The 16,682-nt window shown below is 71.7% G+C and carries 18 protein-coding genes and 1 tRNA gene; 9 read left to right on the top strand and 10 right to left on the bottom strand.

The genetic code is table 11. From position 1 onward, the window contains the following. The first annotated feature begins 68 nt into the window (after positions 1–68). From ACZ69M_RS07780 to ACZ69M_RS07755, 6 genes are all read left to right on the top strand, one after another. Positions 69–983 carry an SAM-dependent methyltransferase gene (locus ACZ69M_RS07780; protein WP_470047641.1) on the top strand — a complete coding sequence of 305 codons (915 nt, stop codon included), beginning with the start codon at positions 69–71 and terminating at the stop codon, positions 981–983. Between the two features lie 2 nt (positions 984–985). Further along, positions 986–1,453 (top strand): hypothetical protein, encoded by a 468-nt coding sequence (locus ACZ69M_RS07775; RefSeq protein WP_470047640.1) that lies wholly within the window; start codon positions 986–988, stop codon positions 1,451–1,453. After that, on the top strand, positions 1,450–2,466 hold the full coding sequence (locus ACZ69M_RS07770; RefSeq protein ID WP_470047638.1) for a phosphatidylglycerol lysyltransferase domain-containing protein: 1,017 nt from the start codon (positions 1,450–1,452) through the stop codon (positions 2,464–2,466). The genes ACZ69M_RS07775 and ACZ69M_RS07770 overlap by 4 nt, the downstream gene beginning before the upstream one ends. A gap of 45 nt (positions 2,467–2,511) precedes the next feature. Further along, positions 2,512–3,471, top strand: a complete 960-nt coding sequence (locus ACZ69M_RS07765; RefSeq protein WP_470047636.1) for a ferritin family protein — start codon at positions 2,512–2,514, stop codon at positions 3,469–3,471. A 63-nt stretch (positions 3,472–3,534) separates the two neighbouring features. After that, positions 3,535–4,587 carry a fatty acid desaturase family protein gene (locus ACZ69M_RS07760; protein WP_470047634.1) on the top strand — a complete coding sequence of 351 codons (1,053 nt, stop codon included), beginning with the start codon at positions 3,535–3,537 and terminating at the stop codon, positions 4,585–4,587. Positions 4,588–4,607: 20 nt separating this feature from the next. Continuing rightward, entirely contained in the window at positions 4,608–5,210 is a 603-nt protein-coding gene (locus ACZ69M_RS07755; RefSeq protein ID WP_470047632.1) for a hypothetical protein, read from the top strand. A gap of 107 nt (positions 5,211–5,317) precedes the next feature. On the opposite strand, the gene ACZ69M_RS07750 is transcribed toward ACZ69M_RS07755, so the two are convergent. The 8 genes from ACZ69M_RS07750 to ACZ69M_RS07715 all read right to left on the bottom strand — a co-directional run bounded on the left by ACZ69M_RS07750 (position 5,318) and on the right by ACZ69M_RS07715 (position 13,061). Further along, positions 5,318–6,187, bottom strand: a complete 870-nt coding sequence (locus tag ACZ69M_RS07750) for an esterase/lipase family protein (RefSeq protein ID WP_470047630.1) — start codon at positions 6,185–6,187, stop codon at positions 5,318–5,320. 104 nt (positions 6,188–6,291) lie between these two features. Continuing rightward, on the bottom strand, positions 6,292–6,867 hold the full coding sequence (locus ACZ69M_RS07745) for a flavin reductase family protein (protein ID WP_470047628.1): 576 nt from the start codon (positions 6,865–6,867) through the stop codon (positions 6,292–6,294). Then, entirely contained in the window at positions 6,860–7,342 is a 483-nt protein-coding gene (locus ACZ69M_RS07740) for a type II toxin-antitoxin system RatA family toxin (RefSeq protein WP_355589425.1), read from the bottom strand. The genes ACZ69M_RS07745 and ACZ69M_RS07740 overlap by 8 nt, the downstream gene beginning before the upstream one ends. A 50-nt stretch (positions 7,343–7,392) precedes the next feature. After that, positions 7,393–8,667, bottom strand: coding sequence for an aspartate aminotransferase family protein (locus tag ACZ69M_RS07735; protein ID WP_470047626.1), 1,275 nt, complete (start codon positions 8,665–8,667; stop codon positions 7,393–7,395). Next, entirely contained in the window at positions 8,664–9,818 is a 1,155-nt protein-coding gene (locus ACZ69M_RS07730; RefSeq protein WP_470047624.1) for an SDR family oxidoreductase, read from the bottom strand. The genes ACZ69M_RS07735 and ACZ69M_RS07730 overlap by 4 nt, the downstream gene beginning before the upstream one ends. Before the next feature lie 208 nt (positions 9,819–10,026). Then, a complete protein-coding gene (locus tag ACZ69M_RS07725) occupies positions 10,027–11,160 on the bottom strand; it encodes an acyl-CoA dehydrogenase (RefSeq protein WP_470047622.1) in 1,134 nt (377 codons plus the stop codon). Between the two features lie 108 nt (positions 11,161–11,268). After that, positions 11,269–12,000 carry a hypothetical protein gene (locus ACZ69M_RS07720; protein ID WP_470047620.1) on the bottom strand — a complete coding sequence of 244 codons (732 nt, stop codon included), beginning with the start codon at positions 11,998–12,000 and terminating at the stop codon, positions 11,269–11,271. A 239-nt stretch (positions 12,001–12,239) separates the two neighbouring features. Further along, positions 12,240–13,061: an SAM-dependent methyltransferase gene (locus ACZ69M_RS07715; protein ID WP_470047618.1), complete on the bottom strand. Its 822-nt coding sequence runs from the start codon at positions 13,059–13,061 to the stop codon at positions 12,240–12,242. Between the two features lie 174 nt (positions 13,062–13,235). Between ACZ69M_RS07715 and ACZ69M_RS07710 the strand changes: the two genes are divergently transcribed. Both ACZ69M_RS07710 and ACZ69M_RS07705 read left to right on the top strand, forming a co-directional pair. Then, positions 13,236–14,009, top strand: coding sequence for a sulfite exporter TauE/SafE family protein (locus ACZ69M_RS07710; protein WP_352051194.1), 774 nt, complete (start codon positions 13,236–13,238; stop codon positions 14,007–14,009). 21 nt (positions 14,010–14,030) lie between these two features. Continuing rightward, entirely contained in the window at positions 14,031–14,777 is a 747-nt protein-coding gene (locus ACZ69M_RS07705; RefSeq protein WP_470047616.1) for a cobalt-precorrin-6A reductase, read from the top strand. 79 nt (positions 14,778–14,856) lie between these two features. Here the strand turns inward: ACZ69M_RS07705 and cobF are convergent, their stop codons facing one another. Together cobF and ACZ69M_RS07695 are read right to left on the bottom strand one after the other, a co-directional pair. After that, entirely contained in the window at positions 14,857–15,627 is a 771-nt protein-coding gene (cobF, locus tag ACZ69M_RS07700; RefSeq protein ID WP_470047614.1) for a precorrin-6A synthase (deacetylating), read from the bottom strand. Positions 15,628–15,718: 91 nt separating this feature from the next. Then, positions 15,719–16,246: a DUF309 domain-containing protein gene (locus ACZ69M_RS07695; RefSeq protein WP_470047612.1), complete on the bottom strand. Its 528-nt coding sequence runs from the start codon at positions 16,244–16,246 to the stop codon at positions 15,719–15,721. A 100-nt stretch (positions 16,247–16,346) separates the two neighbouring features. Here ACZ69M_RS07695 and ACZ69M_RS07690 point away from each other — a divergent pair. Beyond that, positions 16,347–16,420 (top strand) — tRNA-Pro (locus ACZ69M_RS07690). The last annotated feature ends 262 nt before the right edge of the window (positions 16,421–16,682 follow it).

The following is a 16,682-nucleotide window of genomic DNA, read 5'->3' as shown; positions in this document are numbered from 1 at the left end:
TCCGATCCAACCTCAGCGACCCGCCCCATCCACCGCCCAAGTCAACGGCACGCACAAAGGAATCACCCATGCCCATGCAGCAACACGACGCTCAGCGCGAAGCGGCTCCCGGCGCCCTGGACGGGGTCTCGGAGACGGCCCTGTGGACCGTCCGCATGCGGGCCCATGAATCCGCGCGGGCCGACGCCCTCTTCGACGACCGGCTCGCGGGCGAGTTCCTGAACGCCGCCGGGGCGGCCGGCGCCCCGCCGGGAGCCGGCGTCCTGCAGAAGGTGCTGCCCGACTGGCTGGCCGTCCGCACCCGCTTCTTCGACGACCATCTGCTCGCCACGACCCGGGAGGGACGCGCGCAGGTCGTCCTGCTGGGAGCCGGGCTCGACACCCGCGCCTTCCGGCTCGACTGGCCCGCCGGAACCCATGTGTTCGAGGTCGACCTGCCGGCCGTACACACCTTCAAGGCACGGGTCGTCGACGGACGTACGCCGGACACCGCCCGGCGCACCACAGTCGCCGCCGACCTGCTGGGCGACTGGCGCGGCGCCCTGCTCGCCGCCGGGTTCGACCCCGGCCGGCCCACCGCCTGGCTGTGCGAGGGGCTGCTCTTCTACCTGGCACCGGAGGCGGTGGAACGTCTGATCGGCACCGTGAGCGCGCTCTCCGCACCGGGCAGCAGCCTCGGCGCCGAGTGCCTCAACGCCGACACCGCCGACTCGCCCTTCGTGAAGCCCTGGCTGGAGGCCCTGTCCGGCTCGGGGACACCGTGGGTGTGGCACCTCGCGGACGCGGAGCGCTGGTGGGGCGGCTACGGCTGGCAGGCGCACGTCGCGGACCTGCTGGCCCTGCCGTACGCCGTCGAGCGGTTCGCCCCGCATCTGGCCGCGTTCTCGGGGGTCGAGAAGGACAGCATGATCCTGGTCACCGCGACAACTCCGGGCGGCGGGGCGACTTCGGTCGGCGGGACGAGCCCGGTCGGCGGGCGGTGACCGTGGACGGCCACAATCTCTGCCAGACCCCCACCACCTACCGGCTGCTGCGCCTCGAATACCTGCTCGGGCTCCTGGTGGCCGCGGGGTTCTTCCTCGCGCACCTGGCCGAGGTGCGCTGGTGGGTCGCCGTCGCCCTGTTCGTCTACGTCGACGTCATCGGCTATCTGCCGGGCGCGCTCGCCTACCACCGCAGCCCCGACCAGCAGGTCTCCCGCGTCTACTACGTGCTCTACAACACCATGCACAGCCTGAGCGTGCAGGGCGCGGTCCTCGGCGCCTGGGTCCTGGCGTACGGCTGGGAGTGGGCGCTGCTGGTCCTGCCCATCCATCTCTTCGGGGACCGGGCGCTGTTCGGCAACTTCGCCAAGTCGTTCACCGTGTCCTTCGAGCCGGTTCCGCACCCCGCAGTGCAGGGCCCGCTGCGGGACTTCGCCACCGTCCCCTGGCACGAGGCGGCGGTGCGGTGAGCGCCGCACAGGCGCCGGCCGACACGGAGGCGTACGAGATGCTGCGCCGGTACGGCAGCCACAGCAGCGCCTTCCTCGCGATGAACAGCGGGAACCGCCGATTCCACACGGACGGTGTCGACGGCTTCGTCCCGTACCGGGAGGCCGGCCGACGACACCTGTTCCAACTGGGCGGACCCGTATGCGCGGTGGAGGACCGGCCGAGCCTGCTGACCGCGCTGCTCGCGCGGGCCGGCAGTGAGCGACGCCGGGTGGCCGCCGTCCAGCTCTCCCGCCCGCAGGCCGAACTGCACGCCGGACACGGCTTCGTCGTCAACCAGTTCGGCGCCTCCTTCAGCATCGCGCTCGACGGGTACAGCCTCGGCGGACAGCGCATGGTCAAGGTGCGCAACATGGTCAACCGGGCCCGCAGAGAAGGGGTTTCGGTCGCCGAGGTGCCCGCCGAGGAGCGGGACGGCGCGAAGGTCACCGCGGCCCTCGACGCCGTGGACGCCGCCTGGCTGCGCGCCAAGGGCCGACACGTCAAGGAACTCGAGTTCCTGATCGGCGAACGCGGCGGCCCCGGCGCACCGCACCGGCGCCTGTTCACCGCCGTCCACGAGGGACGGACGGTCGGCTACGTGTCGTACTCACCGGTCTTCGGTGAACACGCCGGCTGGCTGTACGACCTCACACGCCGGCTCCCGGACGCACCGCCCGGCACGGTGGAGCTGCTGTTCGCCACCGCCCTGCGCCGGTTCCAGGACGAGGGCTGCGGCTGGCTGCACCTCGGCTTCACCCCGTTCGTCCAGCTCGCCCCGGACACGGCCGCGCCCGGCCCGACCAGCGCCTTCCTGCACCGCTGCGTGGAGGTGCTGGCGGCCAAGGGGCGCGCTGTCTATCCGGCGGCCGCCCAGGAGTCCTTCAAGCTCAAATGGCGCCCACAGCTGATCGAACCGGAGTACCTGGCCTTCCAGGGCCGGGTGAGCCCCGGCGCCGTCTGGCAGCTGATGCGCCTCACCAAGTCGGTCTGACCCGCTCCAGGGTCCCGGCCGTCCTCATGACTCAGAAAGGCTGAAATGACCACATCCATCGAGAAGTTCCCGGTGGAGGCCGACCGCCACCGCGCCCCGGGTCTCCTGGAAGGCGCGCTGCGCACCGAACTGACACCGGAGGGCTGCGACCTCGGCTACTGGTTCCGGTCCGTACCGGAAGGCACCCTCGGCGGCGATCCCCTGGGCCGGTCCCCGGATGTGCCGGTGCCGGACCACATGATGGTGGACGGGCCGCTGCGCCAGGCCGTCATGCAGGAGCTCGCCTTCCGCTCGATGGCGGAGGAGAAGGCGGCCCGCGCCATCTCCTTCCTCGTCGCGTACGCCCCCGATCTCGCAGGGATGGATTTCTACACCTCCCAGCTGATGGACGAGGCCCGCCATGCCTACGCCTTCCGCAGTCATCTGCTCGAACTGGGCGTACAGCAGGACGAGTTGGAAGCCACCATGGAGTCGCTCGCCGGGGTCGACCGGGACGCCGTCCTGAGCCCCCTGGAGGAGTTCGGGCTCGCCGTCATGGAGAAGGACCGCGACTACATCGGCGGCGTGATCACCCTCACCGTCCTGGTCGAGGGGGTCCTCGCGCCCACCGCCGAGCTGAGCGAGCGCAAATGGCGGCCCTTCGACGCGCCCGCCGCCGAGATCGAACGCGCCGCGGGCATCGACGAGATCCGGCATCTGTCCGTGGGCACCACGATCGTCCGCCGCCATGTCAGGCAACACCCGGAGGACCTGGAGCGGATCGGCGAACTCGTCGCGCGCGGGATGCGGTTGTGGTCCGAACTTCCGGTGCAGCAGCTGACCTTCCGCCGCGAACAGCTCTACCAGCAGGGACTGGACCAGCACCGCGACCTCGCGGGCGACTACGAGCTGTGGCCGGGCCGCCGCCTGGTCGACACCACCGCCGAGGAACGGATGCTCGCCGCCGCGGAATGGTCGCGCGTCACCCAGGAAGCACGCCTCACCGACATGGGCCTGACCCCGTGAACAGCCCGCGCACACCCGCCCGCATCGCGGGCGTCCAACAACGGAAGGGTCGGTGGCACACCGATGACCGACAGCCCGGCAGTCAACTCCTCACCGTATGAACCGGCCGCACAGGACGAGGACTTCCGCGAACTGACCCGGCGCGTCCAGGCCGCCGGGCTCATGCGGCCCCGCACGGGCCAGTACGTGACCCGGATCGCGGTGGTCTGGTTGATGAACGCCCTCGGCTGGGCCGCGCTGGCCTTCTCCGGCGACACCTGGTGGAAGGTCGTCCTGGCCGCGGTCTGGCTCGCCGTCTGGCACGAGCAGCTCGCCTTCATCGTGCACGACGCGGGACACCGTCAGATCACCCGGTCCCGCAAGTTCATCCAGGCCCTCGGCCTGATCCACGGCAACCTGATGCTCGGGGTCTGCTTCGGCTGGTGGGTGCAGCACCACAACCGGCACCACAACCACCCCAACCACCTGGAGCTGGACCCCGACATCCTGCGCCGCGTGGCCGTCTTCGCGCCCGAACAGGCCCAGGACCGCAAGGGATTCGCCCGCTTCCTCGCCGCCAACCAGCGCTATCTGTTCTTCCCGCTGCTGGGCCTCGAAGCCCTGGTGCTGCGCATCGCCGGCGTCATCGCCCTGCGCCGCCGGGCACTGCGCAAGCCCCTCCTGGAGGGCGGCCTGATGGTGCTGCACGCGGTGCTGTTCTTCGGCGCGCTGTTCGTACTCCTGCCCTGGCCGTCGGTCCTGCTCTTCCTCGCCGTCCACCAGGTCCTCCTCGGCTATCTGCTCGGCCTCGGTTTCGCCGTCAACCACAAGGGCCTGCCGACCCGTGTGGGCAAGGAGTGGAGCTGGCTGGAGCGCCAGGTCCTCACCTCGCGCACCCTGCCCACCGGGTACATCGGCGACTTCTTCTACGGCGGCCTCAACTACCAGATCGAGCACCACCTCTTCCCCGGCATGCCCAGGGCGGCGCTGCGCCGCGCCTATCCGCTCGTCAAGCAGTTCTGCGTCGAGCGGGAGATCCCGTACGTCGAGACGGGCGTCCTGGAGTCGTACCGCGACCTCGCCGAGCATCTCGGCTCCGCGAGCGAAGTTCTCCGTGGCACCACGGCCACGGTCTGAAGGAAAGGAAACCTGACGCCGTGACATTCTCAGTGAAGGCGAAAGCGAAGGTGTCCCCGTTGTCCCGCCTCGGCAGGAGGTCGGTGCTGGCCGCCGCCCTCGTCGCGGGCACGGCCCTGGCGGCCCCCGCCGCCCAGGCCGAACCGGCCGGGTTACGGGCCGCACCGGTCCCCGACCTCGTGTGCCGCCTCGACGCCGAGCTGGACTTCAGTCCGCCGCTCGGCGTGCGGGTCAAGGAGGCCAAGGTGAGCGGACACGTCGGGTACCTGGACTGCCACTCACCCACCGGGCGGGCGCCGCAGCTGACCGACGTCGTCTGGGACATCGAAGGCATCGGGAGATTCGGTGTGCTGCCGCCGACCTTCTCGGTGGAGGGCAACGATGTGGGCACCTGGAACACCGGCGAGGTCGGCAGCCTCTACTACAAGGGCGACCTCAAGAACGGCAGCCCCGTGCCCGACCGCACGGTGACGAGCGGCCCGCTCGCCGGCGACCAGATCAACGGTCTGCAGATCCCCAAGCCCCGTTTCGACAAGATCCACCCGGACGGTGTCGCGGGCTTCGACGTCTTCGGCCAGGTGTGCCTGTGGCCCGGTGAGAAGGGCCGCTGCACGGCGTTCTGAGCCGACCACGCGAAGGAGGGGGTGGTGCGGGCCGACCGGGGCCCGCACCACCCCCTCCCTTTCGTCCTCTCCATCCGTCGTACGGGTTCCTCGTCGTCGTACGGGACTCAGTCGGCCAGCGCCTTGAGCGTCTCCCGCACCACGATCGGGTCGTACGGCATGGCCAGATGGGTGGTCCGGTTCTGCGGGGCGAGGAGCTGCAGGCAGGTGTTGGTGACCGGGTGTTCCGGCCTGGCGGGCTTCAGCTGCTGGGCCTCGGGAGGCTGGACCAGCTCGTCCCGGGTCGACCAGATGACGGTGTAGTCGACCCCGTCCACCGTGTCGCCCGGAGCCACGAGCTCACCCACGAACTCCGAGTCGTGCAGCAGCTGGGTGAAGGCCGGGCTGATCCGGAAGAGCACCTTGTCCTCCACGACCGCCTGTACTCCCGGGATCTGGCGGACCAGCTTCGTCAGGCCCGCCACCTCGACCCCGTGGTTGCTGGGCGCGATCCCGACGACACGGCGCACCTTCCCCGTCCCGCCGAGGTACTTGAGGTAGTAGTGCGGGAGCATCCCGCCCTGCGAGTGGCCCACGAGGTCCACCTTCGACGCCTTGGTGTCCACCAGCACCCGGTCCACGAAGTCCGCGAGCTCCTGGGCGGACTTCCGCATGTCGCCGAGGCCGTACAGGCGGGGGAGCGTGGGCAGTTCCCCGTAGTTGAGGCGGAAGACGCGGTGCCCGGCCGTTCTGAGCGCGGGCGCCAGCTTCCGCCAGACGGACTCCCGGTCGCCGAGCGTGCCGTGCACGAGGACGACCGGGTGCGGACGCTCCGGCGTCGGGGGCAGGCCCCAGTCGTCCGTCTCGGGGTCACCGTCGAGTCCGGCCACCAGCCGGTGCGCGGCGGACTGGGCGTTGCCGGCCAGCCGCTCGGGCGTTCTGAGCAGTTCGGCCGCGGCGCTCTCGGAGTTCACGCCGGGAATGCGGGGCAGGGACATGGGGCCTCCTCGGCCTCGGTGGTGTGTACGGAGTGGTCGTGGATACGAGGGAGGCCCGGCCGGGGCGAACCCCGGCCGGGCCTCCGTCCTGACTTCTGGTGGGCTCAGTCGGTGGTCGCCGCGGGCAGCGCGTGGAACGCCCGGTCGTGCCAGAGCAGCGGCCGTCCGCCGTTCACCTCCACCGCCATCACCCTTCCGACGACGGCGTGGTGATCCCCGTACGGTTGTACGTCCTCGACCAGGCACACCGACCACGCGAGCGCGTCGGCGAGCACCGGCAGGCCGAGCACCCGGCGCACCGGGCTGCCCTCGAACCGACTGGCGGGCGGCACGGATGAATCGGCGAAGAGTTCCGCGACCGATCGCTGACGTTCCGTCAAGAGACTTACGGCAAAGGCGCCTTGGTGCTTCAGAGCGGTCAGGGTGCGGGAGGTGCCGCGCAGACACGCGAGGACCAGCGGCGGGCGCGCCGACAGGGACGTGAGCGCGGAGACCGTCATCCCGGTCGGCAGGCCCGTTCCGTCCAGCGCCGTGACGACCGTGACGCCGGCCGTCAGCTTGGCGTAGAGGCCGAGACAGCGGACCGTGTCGGGGCCGGGCTCTTCGCGCAGGGTGTCCCAGCCCGCGGCGGACGGGCCGTCGGGACGGGGCCGGCGGGGCACGAGGGCGAGGTCAGCCATGCGCGGGGGCGACGCTGTCGGCGAGATGGGCCGGGGCGGGCGTGACCCTGCCGAGCAGCCCGCGCAGGATGCGCTCGATATTGCTGCGCAGCGTCGAGTCGGCGACCGGGTCGAGGAGCTCCGCCAGTGTGGGGATCCCCAGGTCGAAGACGGCGTCGAAGGTCACCGCCGTACCGTCCTCGCCGGACGCGCACCGCCAGGTGCCCTCGAACAGCTCGAAGTCGCCCGTGAGCTGGGTGAAACCGATGGTCCGCGTCTTCGGGAAGAACGCGTCCCGTTCCGACCAGCGCATCAGACCGTTCCTGAAGCGCACGGTCCAGTCCGACACCACCGTGCCGTCGTCATGGGGTGGATGGACCACGACCTCGCGGACGGTCTCGGTGACTTCGGGATACCGGCGGAAATCACGGATCCGCTGGTAGGCGGTCTCGGGGTCGACGTCGTGGGCGGTCAGCCGTACGGTCACATGACGCATGGGAGGTGTTGCCTTTCCACGGGAGGGACGGGTCGGCGGTAGCGGACGGGTCAGCCGACGTGGGTCGCGACGACGCGCAGCGCCTCGGTCAGGGCGGTGAGGAACAGCCGTACCTCCTCCTTGCCGACGACCGCGGGCGGTGTCAGCCGCAGCACCCGGGTGGCGTTGAGGGAGTGGTTCACGAGGACGCCGCGCCCGACCAGCTCGAGGATCAGTTCACCCACGGCCTGCTCCTCGGTGAACTCCAGGCCGATCAGCAGCCCCCGCCCGCGGACCTCGCGCACCAGGCCGCCGGTGTACGGGGCACAGGCGGACCGGACGCCCGCGAGCAGCCGCTCGCCCAGCGCCTTGGCACGTGGGACGACGCCCTCCCGGTCCAGGGCCTCGACCGCGGCGAGCGCGGCGGCGCAGGCGATCGGGGAGGCCGCGAAGGTGGAGGTGTGCAGATAGGGGTCGCGGGAGAACGGCCCGTAGGCCGCCGCGGTCGCGACCATCGCCGCGACGGGCACGACACCGCCGCTGAGCCCCTTGCCGACGAGCAGTACGTCGGGCTGCGGGGGCAGGCCGTGCCCGGCGTCGGCGTCCATGCCCCACCACGAACCCAGCCGGCCAAGGCCCGTCTGGATCTCGTCGACGATCAGGAAGGCCCCGTACGTCCGGCACAGCCGGCTCACCTCCGCCAGATGGCCCGGCGGTGGAATGCGTACGCCGCCCTCGCCCTGCACCGGCTCGACGATCACGCAGGCCCGGCGGCCGAGCTCGGCGAGCGTGGCCTCCAGCGCGGCCGTGTCCCCGTACGGGATCGCCGTGCTGTCCGGCAGCAGCGGCTGGAAGGGCTGCTGGTACTTCGGGTTGGCGGTGGCGGTCAGCGCGCCCAGGGTCTTGCCGTGGTAACCGCCGACGGTGGAGACGAGGGCGGTGTGGCCGTGCGCCCGGGCCAGTTTCAGACCGGCCTCGGTGGCCTCCGCGCCGGAGTTCACGAAGTGGACGTGGTCGAGGCCCGGAGGGGTCCGTGCGGCCAGTGCCTCGGCGGCGAGGGCAGCGACGGGCTCCAGGAAGACCCGCCCGGCCAGCGGATGGGTGTCCACCTGGCGGTGCACGGCCGCGGTCACGTGGGGGTGCCGGTGACCGAGGATGAAGACCCCGTAACCGCCGAAGTCGAGGTAGCGGCGGCCGTCCTCGGTGAACACCCACGCGCCGTCGGACGCCGTCTCCAGCATCCCGCCGAGCACCGTGCCGAGGACGGAGCGGCCGGAGGAGAGATGCTCGCGGTAGAGCCGGGCGATGTGCGCACGGTCCGTGGCGGGGGCGGGGGCCGCGGTCATGAGGCGAGTTCCTGGGCGTGGGTGGCCTGCGAGGGCTGGGACCTCGCCGCCGTGTCCTGCGCGGACCCCGTACGCACGTGGGTGCGCATACCACCGCGCCCGGTGGACCAGGCGGCCAGGTTGCGGACGAGCGCCCGCCGGAGGTCGTCCTTCGAAAGGGCCGTGCCGCAGTGCGGCGACCCGAGGGACGATTCGAAGGGGAGGGCCCGCTGGAAGACCAGCAGCAGTTCCGCGTACGTCTGGAAGCGGCGGCGCAGCGACTCCGGGAACGTGGGGCCCTCGATCAGCGGCAGCAGCAGCCGGTGCACCGACTCCAGCGGGATGAGCCGAGGCGGATGCGGCCGCGGCCCCCACTGGTCGGCGAACTCCAGGCAGGTGTCCACCACTTCACGCTGGAGCAGCGCCTCGGTGCCGGCCGTCAGCCAGTACTCGCCGCCCGTGACACCGGCCCTCACCAGATCACCCACCGCGCGCGCGACGATGTCCTGGGGCACCATGTCGATCCGTGCGTCCGGCGTTCCCGGCAGCACCGGCACCTGCCCCTTCACGATGGCGCCCAGCGCCCGCGTCAGCCCCTGCATCCCGGCGATCCGGCCGGTGACGGAGTCACCCATCACCACCGACGGGCGCATGATCACGCCCGGCACCCGGGCGTCGCGCACGACCTGTTCGGCCGCCTGCTTGGAGGCGAGGTAGGCGGCGGCACCCGGGAAGCGCTCCTGCTCCTCCGGCGCCAGCGGGTTGGCGACGAAGGCGGTGCTCATGTGGAAGAACGGAGCCTCGGCACGGGCCGCGAGGCCGAGCATCGCGATCGTGCCGTCGAGGTTGGCCCGCCGGATCTGGTCCGGCTCCGCCTTCCAGTTGGTGGCGGCGGCGGAGTGCACCACCAGGTCCACTTCGACGACGAGCTGGGTGAAGTCCGCCCGGGACAGCCCGAGTCCGGGTGCCAGCAGATCGGCACGGACCTCACGGACCCGGGGGTCGCTCACCGGCGTGCGATGGCGAAGGCAGACGATTCCGAAATCCGGCGACAGCTCCTCGATCAGGGCTCTGCCGAGTACCCCGGCGCCGCCGGTGAGCAGAATCGTGGGGCGTTTCGCGGACGGTTGCGGGGTGGTCGGAGCGCTGGGCCGGGGCCGGGACAGAGGCATGGCGGTGATCCCCTCGGTCGAGTGAGCGTAGGTCCTGCCGGACGGGCGGACGGGCGGACGGACGGACGAGCGGGTGTTCGGGCGCTGGGGTCTTGCGCGCACCGGGCGCCCATGAGCTCGGATCTTGTTGTTCGGCGGCGACCGCGGGTTGTTCGTGGCCGGTCGCGCCGTTCCTCGCGCCCCTGTGGGCGCTCCTGGCGGAGTCGGATCAGGCGATGGTCAGCGGCTCGCCGGCGAGGTACGCGGACAGCGGGCCGGTCATCCGTGAGCGCGACGGCGGATGCAGGGCGAGGCCGTTGACGCAGGCGGCGAGGTATCCGACCTCGTCCGAGGTCATGAAGTTGAGCCCGCCGAGCAGTTCGACGGACCGGGGCACGATCCGGGCGAGGGCGTCCTGCACGGTGTAGCGCGCGTAGAGCGAGTCGGCGAGCGCGGACTCGTCGGGCGCGCCCTCGTCCACCCGGCAGGCGAGGCCCTCGACCGCCGCCGTCGCGCCCTCGATCTCCACCAGCAGCCGGACCCGTTCGGCGTCGGGCACCCGGTCGTTGAGCAGCACCCGCTCCACGAGGGCGCTCGCGGCGCCGAGGTAGCTGCCGGTCATCAGCAGCTCGAACCAGACCAGGCCGGCGGTCTGCACCTCGTCGAGGCGGGCCCCGGCCGGCGAGGCCGTGCGCACCAGGAGTTCCTTCGGGACCAGTACGTTGTCCAACGTCACCTGGTCGCTCTCGGCGCCCGCCAGGAAGGTGCTCGACCAGAAGCCGCTGACGCTCAGCCCCTCGCTCTCGGCGGGCACCAGCGCCACGGCCAGTTCCTCTCCCTCACCCTCCTCGCACGGCACCATCACGCTGGCGGTGAGCAGATCCATGGAACGGGCGAGGCTGCACGGCCGTTTCACGCCGGTGATCCGCACCCCTTCGGGCGTCACCGTGGCGGACATGGAGGGCGACAGGATGCCGGTGCCGCTGCGTCCCTCGGCGAAGCCGGACGCCATCAGCCGGTTCTCGGACGCGACGCCCTGCACGAGCATCCACTCCAGCCCCTCGCCGGAGTCGCTCAGCCCGACCAGCGTGGCCATCGAGAAGTGGTGCATCGTCGTCGCCACCGCGAGGGAGGGCGAACGACTGCCCAGCGCGCGCTGCACCCGCAGGGTCTCCAACGCGGTGGCACCCCGGCCCTGGAAGGCGGTCGGCGCCAGCAGACCCGGCCCGCCCGCCTCCCGGAACAACCCGATGCCGGGGCTCTTCGGCCCCTCCAGTGTCATCAGCGGCAGGGCCCTCAGACTCTCGTCGAGGCCGGGCAGCAGTTTGGCGAGGGCCGCGCGCTCACGCTCCAGGAATCTCATGTCGTCCCCTGCTCCTTGATCCTCAGGTGTCGCCGGCAGCGTCGTTTCTGTTTACGCGCGAACCGGCGGAACCCCTCGGGGCAAAAAGGATGTTGGAACGTCCGGCGGTCAGCGGTTCGGCTGCCGGACCGAGTCCCGTACGACGACGAGGCGGGTGGGTCTGGCCTGGGTCAGTTCCACCCAGCGGGCGAGCTCCTGCTCGTGCGAACCGCTGCGCGTCGCCCGGGCCACGACGGTCGCCGCCGCGTCGTCGGGGTGGCCCTCGCGGGTCAGGAGACTGAGCGGCCAGGCGGGTTCGGAGGGCTCCTGGCCGTCGAACGGATGCCAGTCCCACGGCGCGTCGAACCGCCAGGCGCGCCCCTCGGCGTCCGCGACCTCGTCACCCGCCACGAGGCAGGCGTACGGGCGCAGCAGCAGGTCGAGGGCGATCGGGATCCCGTCGTCGGGGGCGATCCCGTAGCCCTGCCACTCCAGGTCGGGATCGTGCGACTGCCCCGTGCGCAGCACCATCACCTGAGTCCCCAGGCGAGGGAGACGGCCTGTCTCCAGCGGTGGATCCATCCGGTCGACGCTCATCACATGCACCACCGTGGGAGGGATGCCGACCTTGCACACCGCGCCGACCTCGAGGAGCCGGGGCGGCGGCTCGGTGCGGAACAGCTCCAAGTCCCAGTCGTACGAGGCCGGATCGCCGGCCAGGGCCACCTGGCCGTTCCACTCGATCCAGTCGCACTCCGGGTCCACCTCCCACCACGGCCACTCGACGACCACTTCCCGTCGGGTGAGACGGGTGACCCGTGCGTCGGTGTAGGGGCACGAGACCAACAGGACATCCCCCACACGGTGATCCGCTCCCACAGCCCGCCTCCCGCTTCCCCGGTCGCCACCGCCCGCACGGTACAAGCTCAAGGTCATCGGCGGTCTACCGGGATGCGTGCTCCTCCTCGAACTGCCCGTTCACCAGGGCGCAGGGCTGATGTGGTCGTCCCGGTGCGGTCGTGAAGGAGCACGCGCGGGGCGTTGCGCGGGTCCGCGCGCCCGTGCGGCAGGCCGGGACCTGGGCACGAGGGCCGAGTGCCTCAGGAACGGGGGGACTTGAAACCGACCGCGCCGTACAGCGGGACGGGTGCCTCACCGATCTCGTCCTCGTCCAGCGCGAGTTCGGGATGCCACGTCGACACCGACACCACCCCGGGGTCGACGAGGTCGAGTCCCCGGAAGAAGCGGCCGACCTCGGTGTGCGAGCGCGCCACGAGGGTCACGCCGCCCGCCGCGTACGCCGCGATCCCGGTCGCGACCGTCACGGGGTCGTAGTCACCGGTCAGCGCGGACAGGACCAGACAGCTGCCCGGCGCCAGCGCGTCGACCAGGGTGTCCACCAGGTCGTACGCGCCGTCCTCCTCGGCGATGAAGTGCATCAGCGCGATCAGCGACACCGCGACGGGCCGGTCGAAGTCGAGGACCTGGGCGGCCTGTTCGAGTATCTTCGCCGGTTCCCGCGCGTCGGCCTGGATGTACTCCGTCACACCCTCGGGGGTGCCGCGCAGCAGTGCCTCGGCGTGAGCGAGGACGATCGGGTCGTTGTCCACGTAGACGACCCGCGCGTCCGGGACGGCGGCCTGGGCGATCTGGTGGAGGTTCGGCTCCGTGGGGATGCCGGTGCCGATGTCGAGGAACTGCCGGATGCCGGTGTCCCGGACCAGCCAGCGGGTGGCGCGCTGCATGAACCAGCGGTTGCTGCGGGCCGAGCGGGGAGCGCTCGGGTCCGTGGACATGATCCGCCGCCCGAGCTCCTCGTCGACCGGGTAGTTGTCCTTGCCGCCGAGGAACCAGTCGTACATCCGTGCCGGGTGCGGCCTGCTGGTGTCGATCCGCTGGGCGGAAGGCCCGGTCGCGGTCATGCGGCACTCCTCTGCTCACGCTCGTGTTGATGTTCGAGCAGTCTGCCACGGGAGTTGGACCGGGCGGAGGCGTTCTGCGAGGCCCCGACCCACGGTTCCACCCGCCGCCGCAGGGGTCACCTGGCGAGACGGTCCTTACGCCGGGACATGCGTGCGCCTAGCATCGGTTCCCGCATGAACACGATGACGCTCTGGCACATATCCATCTGGGAGTTCGCCGCGCTCGCCGCCGCGGCCCTGCTCGTCGGCTTCTCGAAGACCGCCGTGAGCGGCGCCAACACGGTCAGCCTGGCGATTTTCGCCGCCGTGCTGCCCGCCCGCGCCTCGACCGGTGTGCTCCTGCCCCTCCTCATCGTCGGGGACGTGCTCGCCGTGCTCACCTACCGGCGGCACGCCCACTGGCCCACGCTGTGGCGGCTGTTCCCGGCGGTCGCCGCGGGCGTCGTGTTCGGCACGCTGTTTTTGGTGTGGGCCGACGACGGGATGGTACGGACCTCGATCGGCGCGATCCTGCTGCTGATGGCGGCGGTGACGATGTGGCGCCGCCGGGCCGCCGCCCAGAACGAGGAACCCGACTCGGTCTCGACCCGGGCCGGCCGGGTCAAGGCCCGCTCGTACGGCGTCCTCGGCGGCTTCACCACGATGGTCGCCAACGCGGGCGGCCCGGTGATGTCGATGTACCTCCTGTCGGCCGGCTTCCGCAAGCTCGGCTTCCTGGGCACCTCGGCCTTCTTCTTCCTGATCGTGAACGTCTCCAAGGTGCCCTTCAGCGTGGGCCTCGGGCTCATCGACTGGCATTCGCTGCTCCTGGACGCGGCACTCGCGATCTTCGTCGTACCGGGGGCGTTCCTCGGGAAATGGGCCGTGCACCGCATCAACCAGATCCTGTTCGAGCGGCTGGTCATCGCGGCGACGGTGGTGGGCGGGGTGCAGCTCCTGCTGCGCTGAGCACCTCGTAAGCTCGACGCCATGTCCCCCCACGTCCTGGTCCTCGGCGGCACCACCGAGGCACGCCGACTCGCCGCCGAACTGGCGGCGCGCACCGGTGTCCGCGTGACGACCTCCCTGGCGGGACGCGTCTCCCGGCCGGGGGCGCTCGACGGTGACGTCCGCGCCGGGGGCTTCGGGGGGGCGGACGGGCTGGCGCGGTGGCTGCGCGAGCACCGGGTGGACGCCGTGGTCGACGCCACCCACCCCTTCGCCGCCGCCATCACGGCGAACGCGGCGCGCGCCGCCGCGGCCACGGGAATCCCGGCCGTGGTGCTGCGCCGCCCCGGCTGGACGCCCGGCCCCGACGACCGCTGGCACTGGGCCGGCTCCCTCCCCGAGGCCGCCGCGATCCTCCCGTCCCTGGGCCGCCGTGTCTTCCTGACCACGGGCCGCCTGGGCCTTGCGGCCTTCGCCCACCTCTCCGAGCTCCACTTCCTCGTGCGTACGGTGGAGCCCCCCGAGCCGCCGATGCCCCAGGACATGGAAGTGCTGCTCACCCGGGGCCCCTTCACACCGGACGACGAGCTGGCCCTGCTGCGCGCACACCGGGTCGACGTGCTGGTGACCAAGGACAGCGGAGGAGAGGCGACAGCCGCCAAACTGACCGCCGCACGCGACCTCGCCCTCCCCGTGGTCGTCGTACGCCGCCCCCCGCTCCCGGCGGACGTGACCACCGCGCCGGACGTGCCGTCGGCCCTGGCCCTGCTGGATCTCGGCCCTCGATGACGCAGGGACCGGTCAGCTCACCTCGCCGGACTCCACTTCCCGGGTCCGGCCGGCGGCGCGCCCCGCCTGGCGGGTGACGCTAGCCGCGCGGATGTCTGCGCAGCAGATACGTGTCCATGATCCAGCCCTTGCGATCCCGTGCCTCGGCACGCAGTCGCTCGATGCGCGGGGCCGTCTCGGCGATCGGACCGGAGGCCAGGATCTCGTCGGGCGTACCGATGTAGGCGCCCCAGTAGATGTCGATGTCCTCGTCGGCGTACTGCCGGAAGGTCTGATGGGCGTCGAGCATCACGACCACGTCGTCGACACCCTCGGGGAAGCCCTCCGCGAGCCGCCGCCCCGTGGTGATCTGGACGGGACGGGCCACCCGGTTCAGCCCGGTCCGATGGCGGGCGACCAGCGCGGAGACGCTGCTGATGCCGGGCACGACCTCGTACGTGAACGCCACCGCGCCCCGCTCCAGGATCTCCTCCAGGATCCCGAGCGTGCTGTCGTACAGCGCGGGATCCCCCCAGACCAGGAACGCGCCGCTCTCGTCCTCGCCCAGCTCCTGCGCGATCAGCCGCTCGTAGATGTCGGCGCGGGCGCTGCGCCAGTCCCCGACGGCGGGGGAGTAGGCGGTGCCCCCGGCGGCCCGGTCGCGGTCCGGGTCGCGCGCCTCGACCAGGCGGTAGGACCCCTCCGGTATGTGCGCGTCGAGGATGTCACGGCGCAGCTGGACGAGGTCCGACTTCACCTCGCCCTTGTCCAGGATGAAGAACACGTCCGTGCTCCTCAGCGCCCTGACCGCCTGCAAGGTGAGCTGGTCGGGGTCGCCCGCGCCGATGCCGATGACATGAATCTTTCGCACACCCCGAGTCTGCCGCACGCCACTGACAGCGGACGCACCGCACCCGGGTGACGCCGCACGCACCGCACGCCGATCGGCGCCGCCGCCCCCGTCAGCCCCGTCGCCCCCGCAGCCGGGGTGCCCAGGCCACCGCGCTGATCGCGGTGCCCTCGCGCTCCACGACCGTCGCCAGCTCGCGTGCCCAGGAGGCGAGTTCGGTGAGGTCCAGCTCATGCGGACGGGCCCGGCCCGCCGCCCCCGCCGCCCACTCCTCGACCGCTCCGGCCCCGCGCCGCAGCAGCCGGGCACCGCCCGTCGTGTTCCCACGGGCCGCGTGGGTGAGCCCCACCGCGAGTTGCGCGAGCCCCCGCCAGAGCGTGCGCTCACCCTCGGGACCCGACTTCCAGGCGTCCTCGAAGACCTCGTGCGCGTGGAACGGCTTCCCCGCGTCCAACAGCGCCTGCGCCTCGGTGGCCGTCTCCTCGGGGCTGCGGACGACGCCCTCCGGCTGCCGCTCCACGCCGTCGGCGCCGTACGGCAGCGGCCGTCCCAGTCCGTCCCGTGGCCGGGCGTTCCGGGCCCGCCCCGTCGTGTCCCGATCCCGCCCGTCGCCCCGCCGACCTCCGGATGTTGCGTTCATGCCCCGATTGTCGCGCGCCCCGCGCCCCCTGCGGAGCAGCCCCCGACGTGGGGTAAAGTTCTGTTCGCACGATCGCGCGGAACACCGCGGGTGAACGCACCGGGACGTGGCGCAGCTTGGTAGCGCACTTGACTGGGGGTCAAGGGGTCGCAGGTTCAAATCCTGTCGTCCCGACTTTTGAAGTCGCGGGTCAGAGGCTGTATCGGACATACCGATACGGCCTCTTCCTCGTTTCCGGGGGCGGGCCCGGGGCTCAGCGGTGGTACGAGGCAGGCGAGGGGCAGCGTGACGGGGCGCGTACGCGGTTCATGGTGCTGTCGGCCACCACGGCACGGCCGGACGTTTCGAGCGTCGTCGAAAGAAGTTCCGCCCCAGGGCGTCGACCCGGCAGGGTGGGCCAGGGCGTGACCGGGTGGGCCGCACGGTCCGGCCCGGG

This window comes from Streptomyces sp. NPDC107454, from assembly GCF_055582885.1.
This window is presented reverse-complemented; position numbering and strand designations above follow the sequence as displayed.

Coding starts and splice junctions, on each gene's coding strand:
- ACZ69M_RS07780 (WP_470047641.1), top strand. CDS start 69: ATGCCCATGCAGCAACACGACGCTCAGCGCGAAGCGGCTCCCGGCGCC.
- ACZ69M_RS07765 (WP_470047636.1), top strand. CDS start 2,512: ATGACCACATCCATCGAGAAGTTCCCGGTGGAGGCCGACCGCCACCGC.
- ACZ69M_RS07760 (WP_470047634.1), top strand. CDS start 3,535: ATGACCGACAGCCCGGCAGTCAACTCCTCACCGTATGAACCGGCCGCA.
- ACZ69M_RS07750 (WP_470047630.1), bottom strand. CDS start 6,187: ATGTCCCTGCCCCGCATTCCCGGCGTGAACTCCGAGAGCGCCGCGGCC.
- ACZ69M_RS07745 (WP_470047628.1), bottom strand. CDS start 6,867: ATGGCTGACCTCGCCCTCGTGCCCCGCCGGCCCCGTCCCGACGGCCCG.
- ACZ69M_RS07740 (WP_355589425.1), bottom strand. CDS start 7,342: ATGCGTCATGTGACCGTACGGCTGACCGCCCACGACGTCGACCCCGAG.
- ACZ69M_RS07735 (WP_470047626.1), bottom strand. CDS start 8,667: ATGACCGCGGCCCCCGCCCCCGCCACGGACCGTGCGCACATCGCCCGG.
- ACZ69M_RS07730 (WP_470047624.1), bottom strand. CDS start 9,818: ATGCCTCTGTCCCGGCCCCGGCCCAGCGCTCCGACCACCCCGCAACCG.
- ACZ69M_RS07725 (WP_470047622.1), bottom strand. CDS start 11,160: ATGAGATTCCTGGAGCGTGAGCGCGCGGCCCTCGCCAAACTGCTGCCC.
- ACZ69M_RS07715 (WP_470047618.1), bottom strand. CDS start 13,061: ATGACCGCGACCGGGCCTTCCGCCCAGCGGATCGACACCAGCAGGCCG.
- ACZ69M_RS07710 (WP_352051194.1), top strand. CDS start 13,236: ATGAACACGATGACGCTCTGGCACATATCCATCTGGGAGTTCGCCGCG.
- ACZ69M_RS07705 (WP_470047616.1), top strand. CDS start 14,031: ATGTCCCCCCACGTCCTGGTCCTCGGCGGCACCACCGAGGCACGCCGA.
- ACZ69M_RS07695 (WP_470047612.1), bottom strand. CDS start 16,246: ATGAACGCAACATCCGGAGGTCGGCGGGGCGACGGGCGGGATCGGGAC.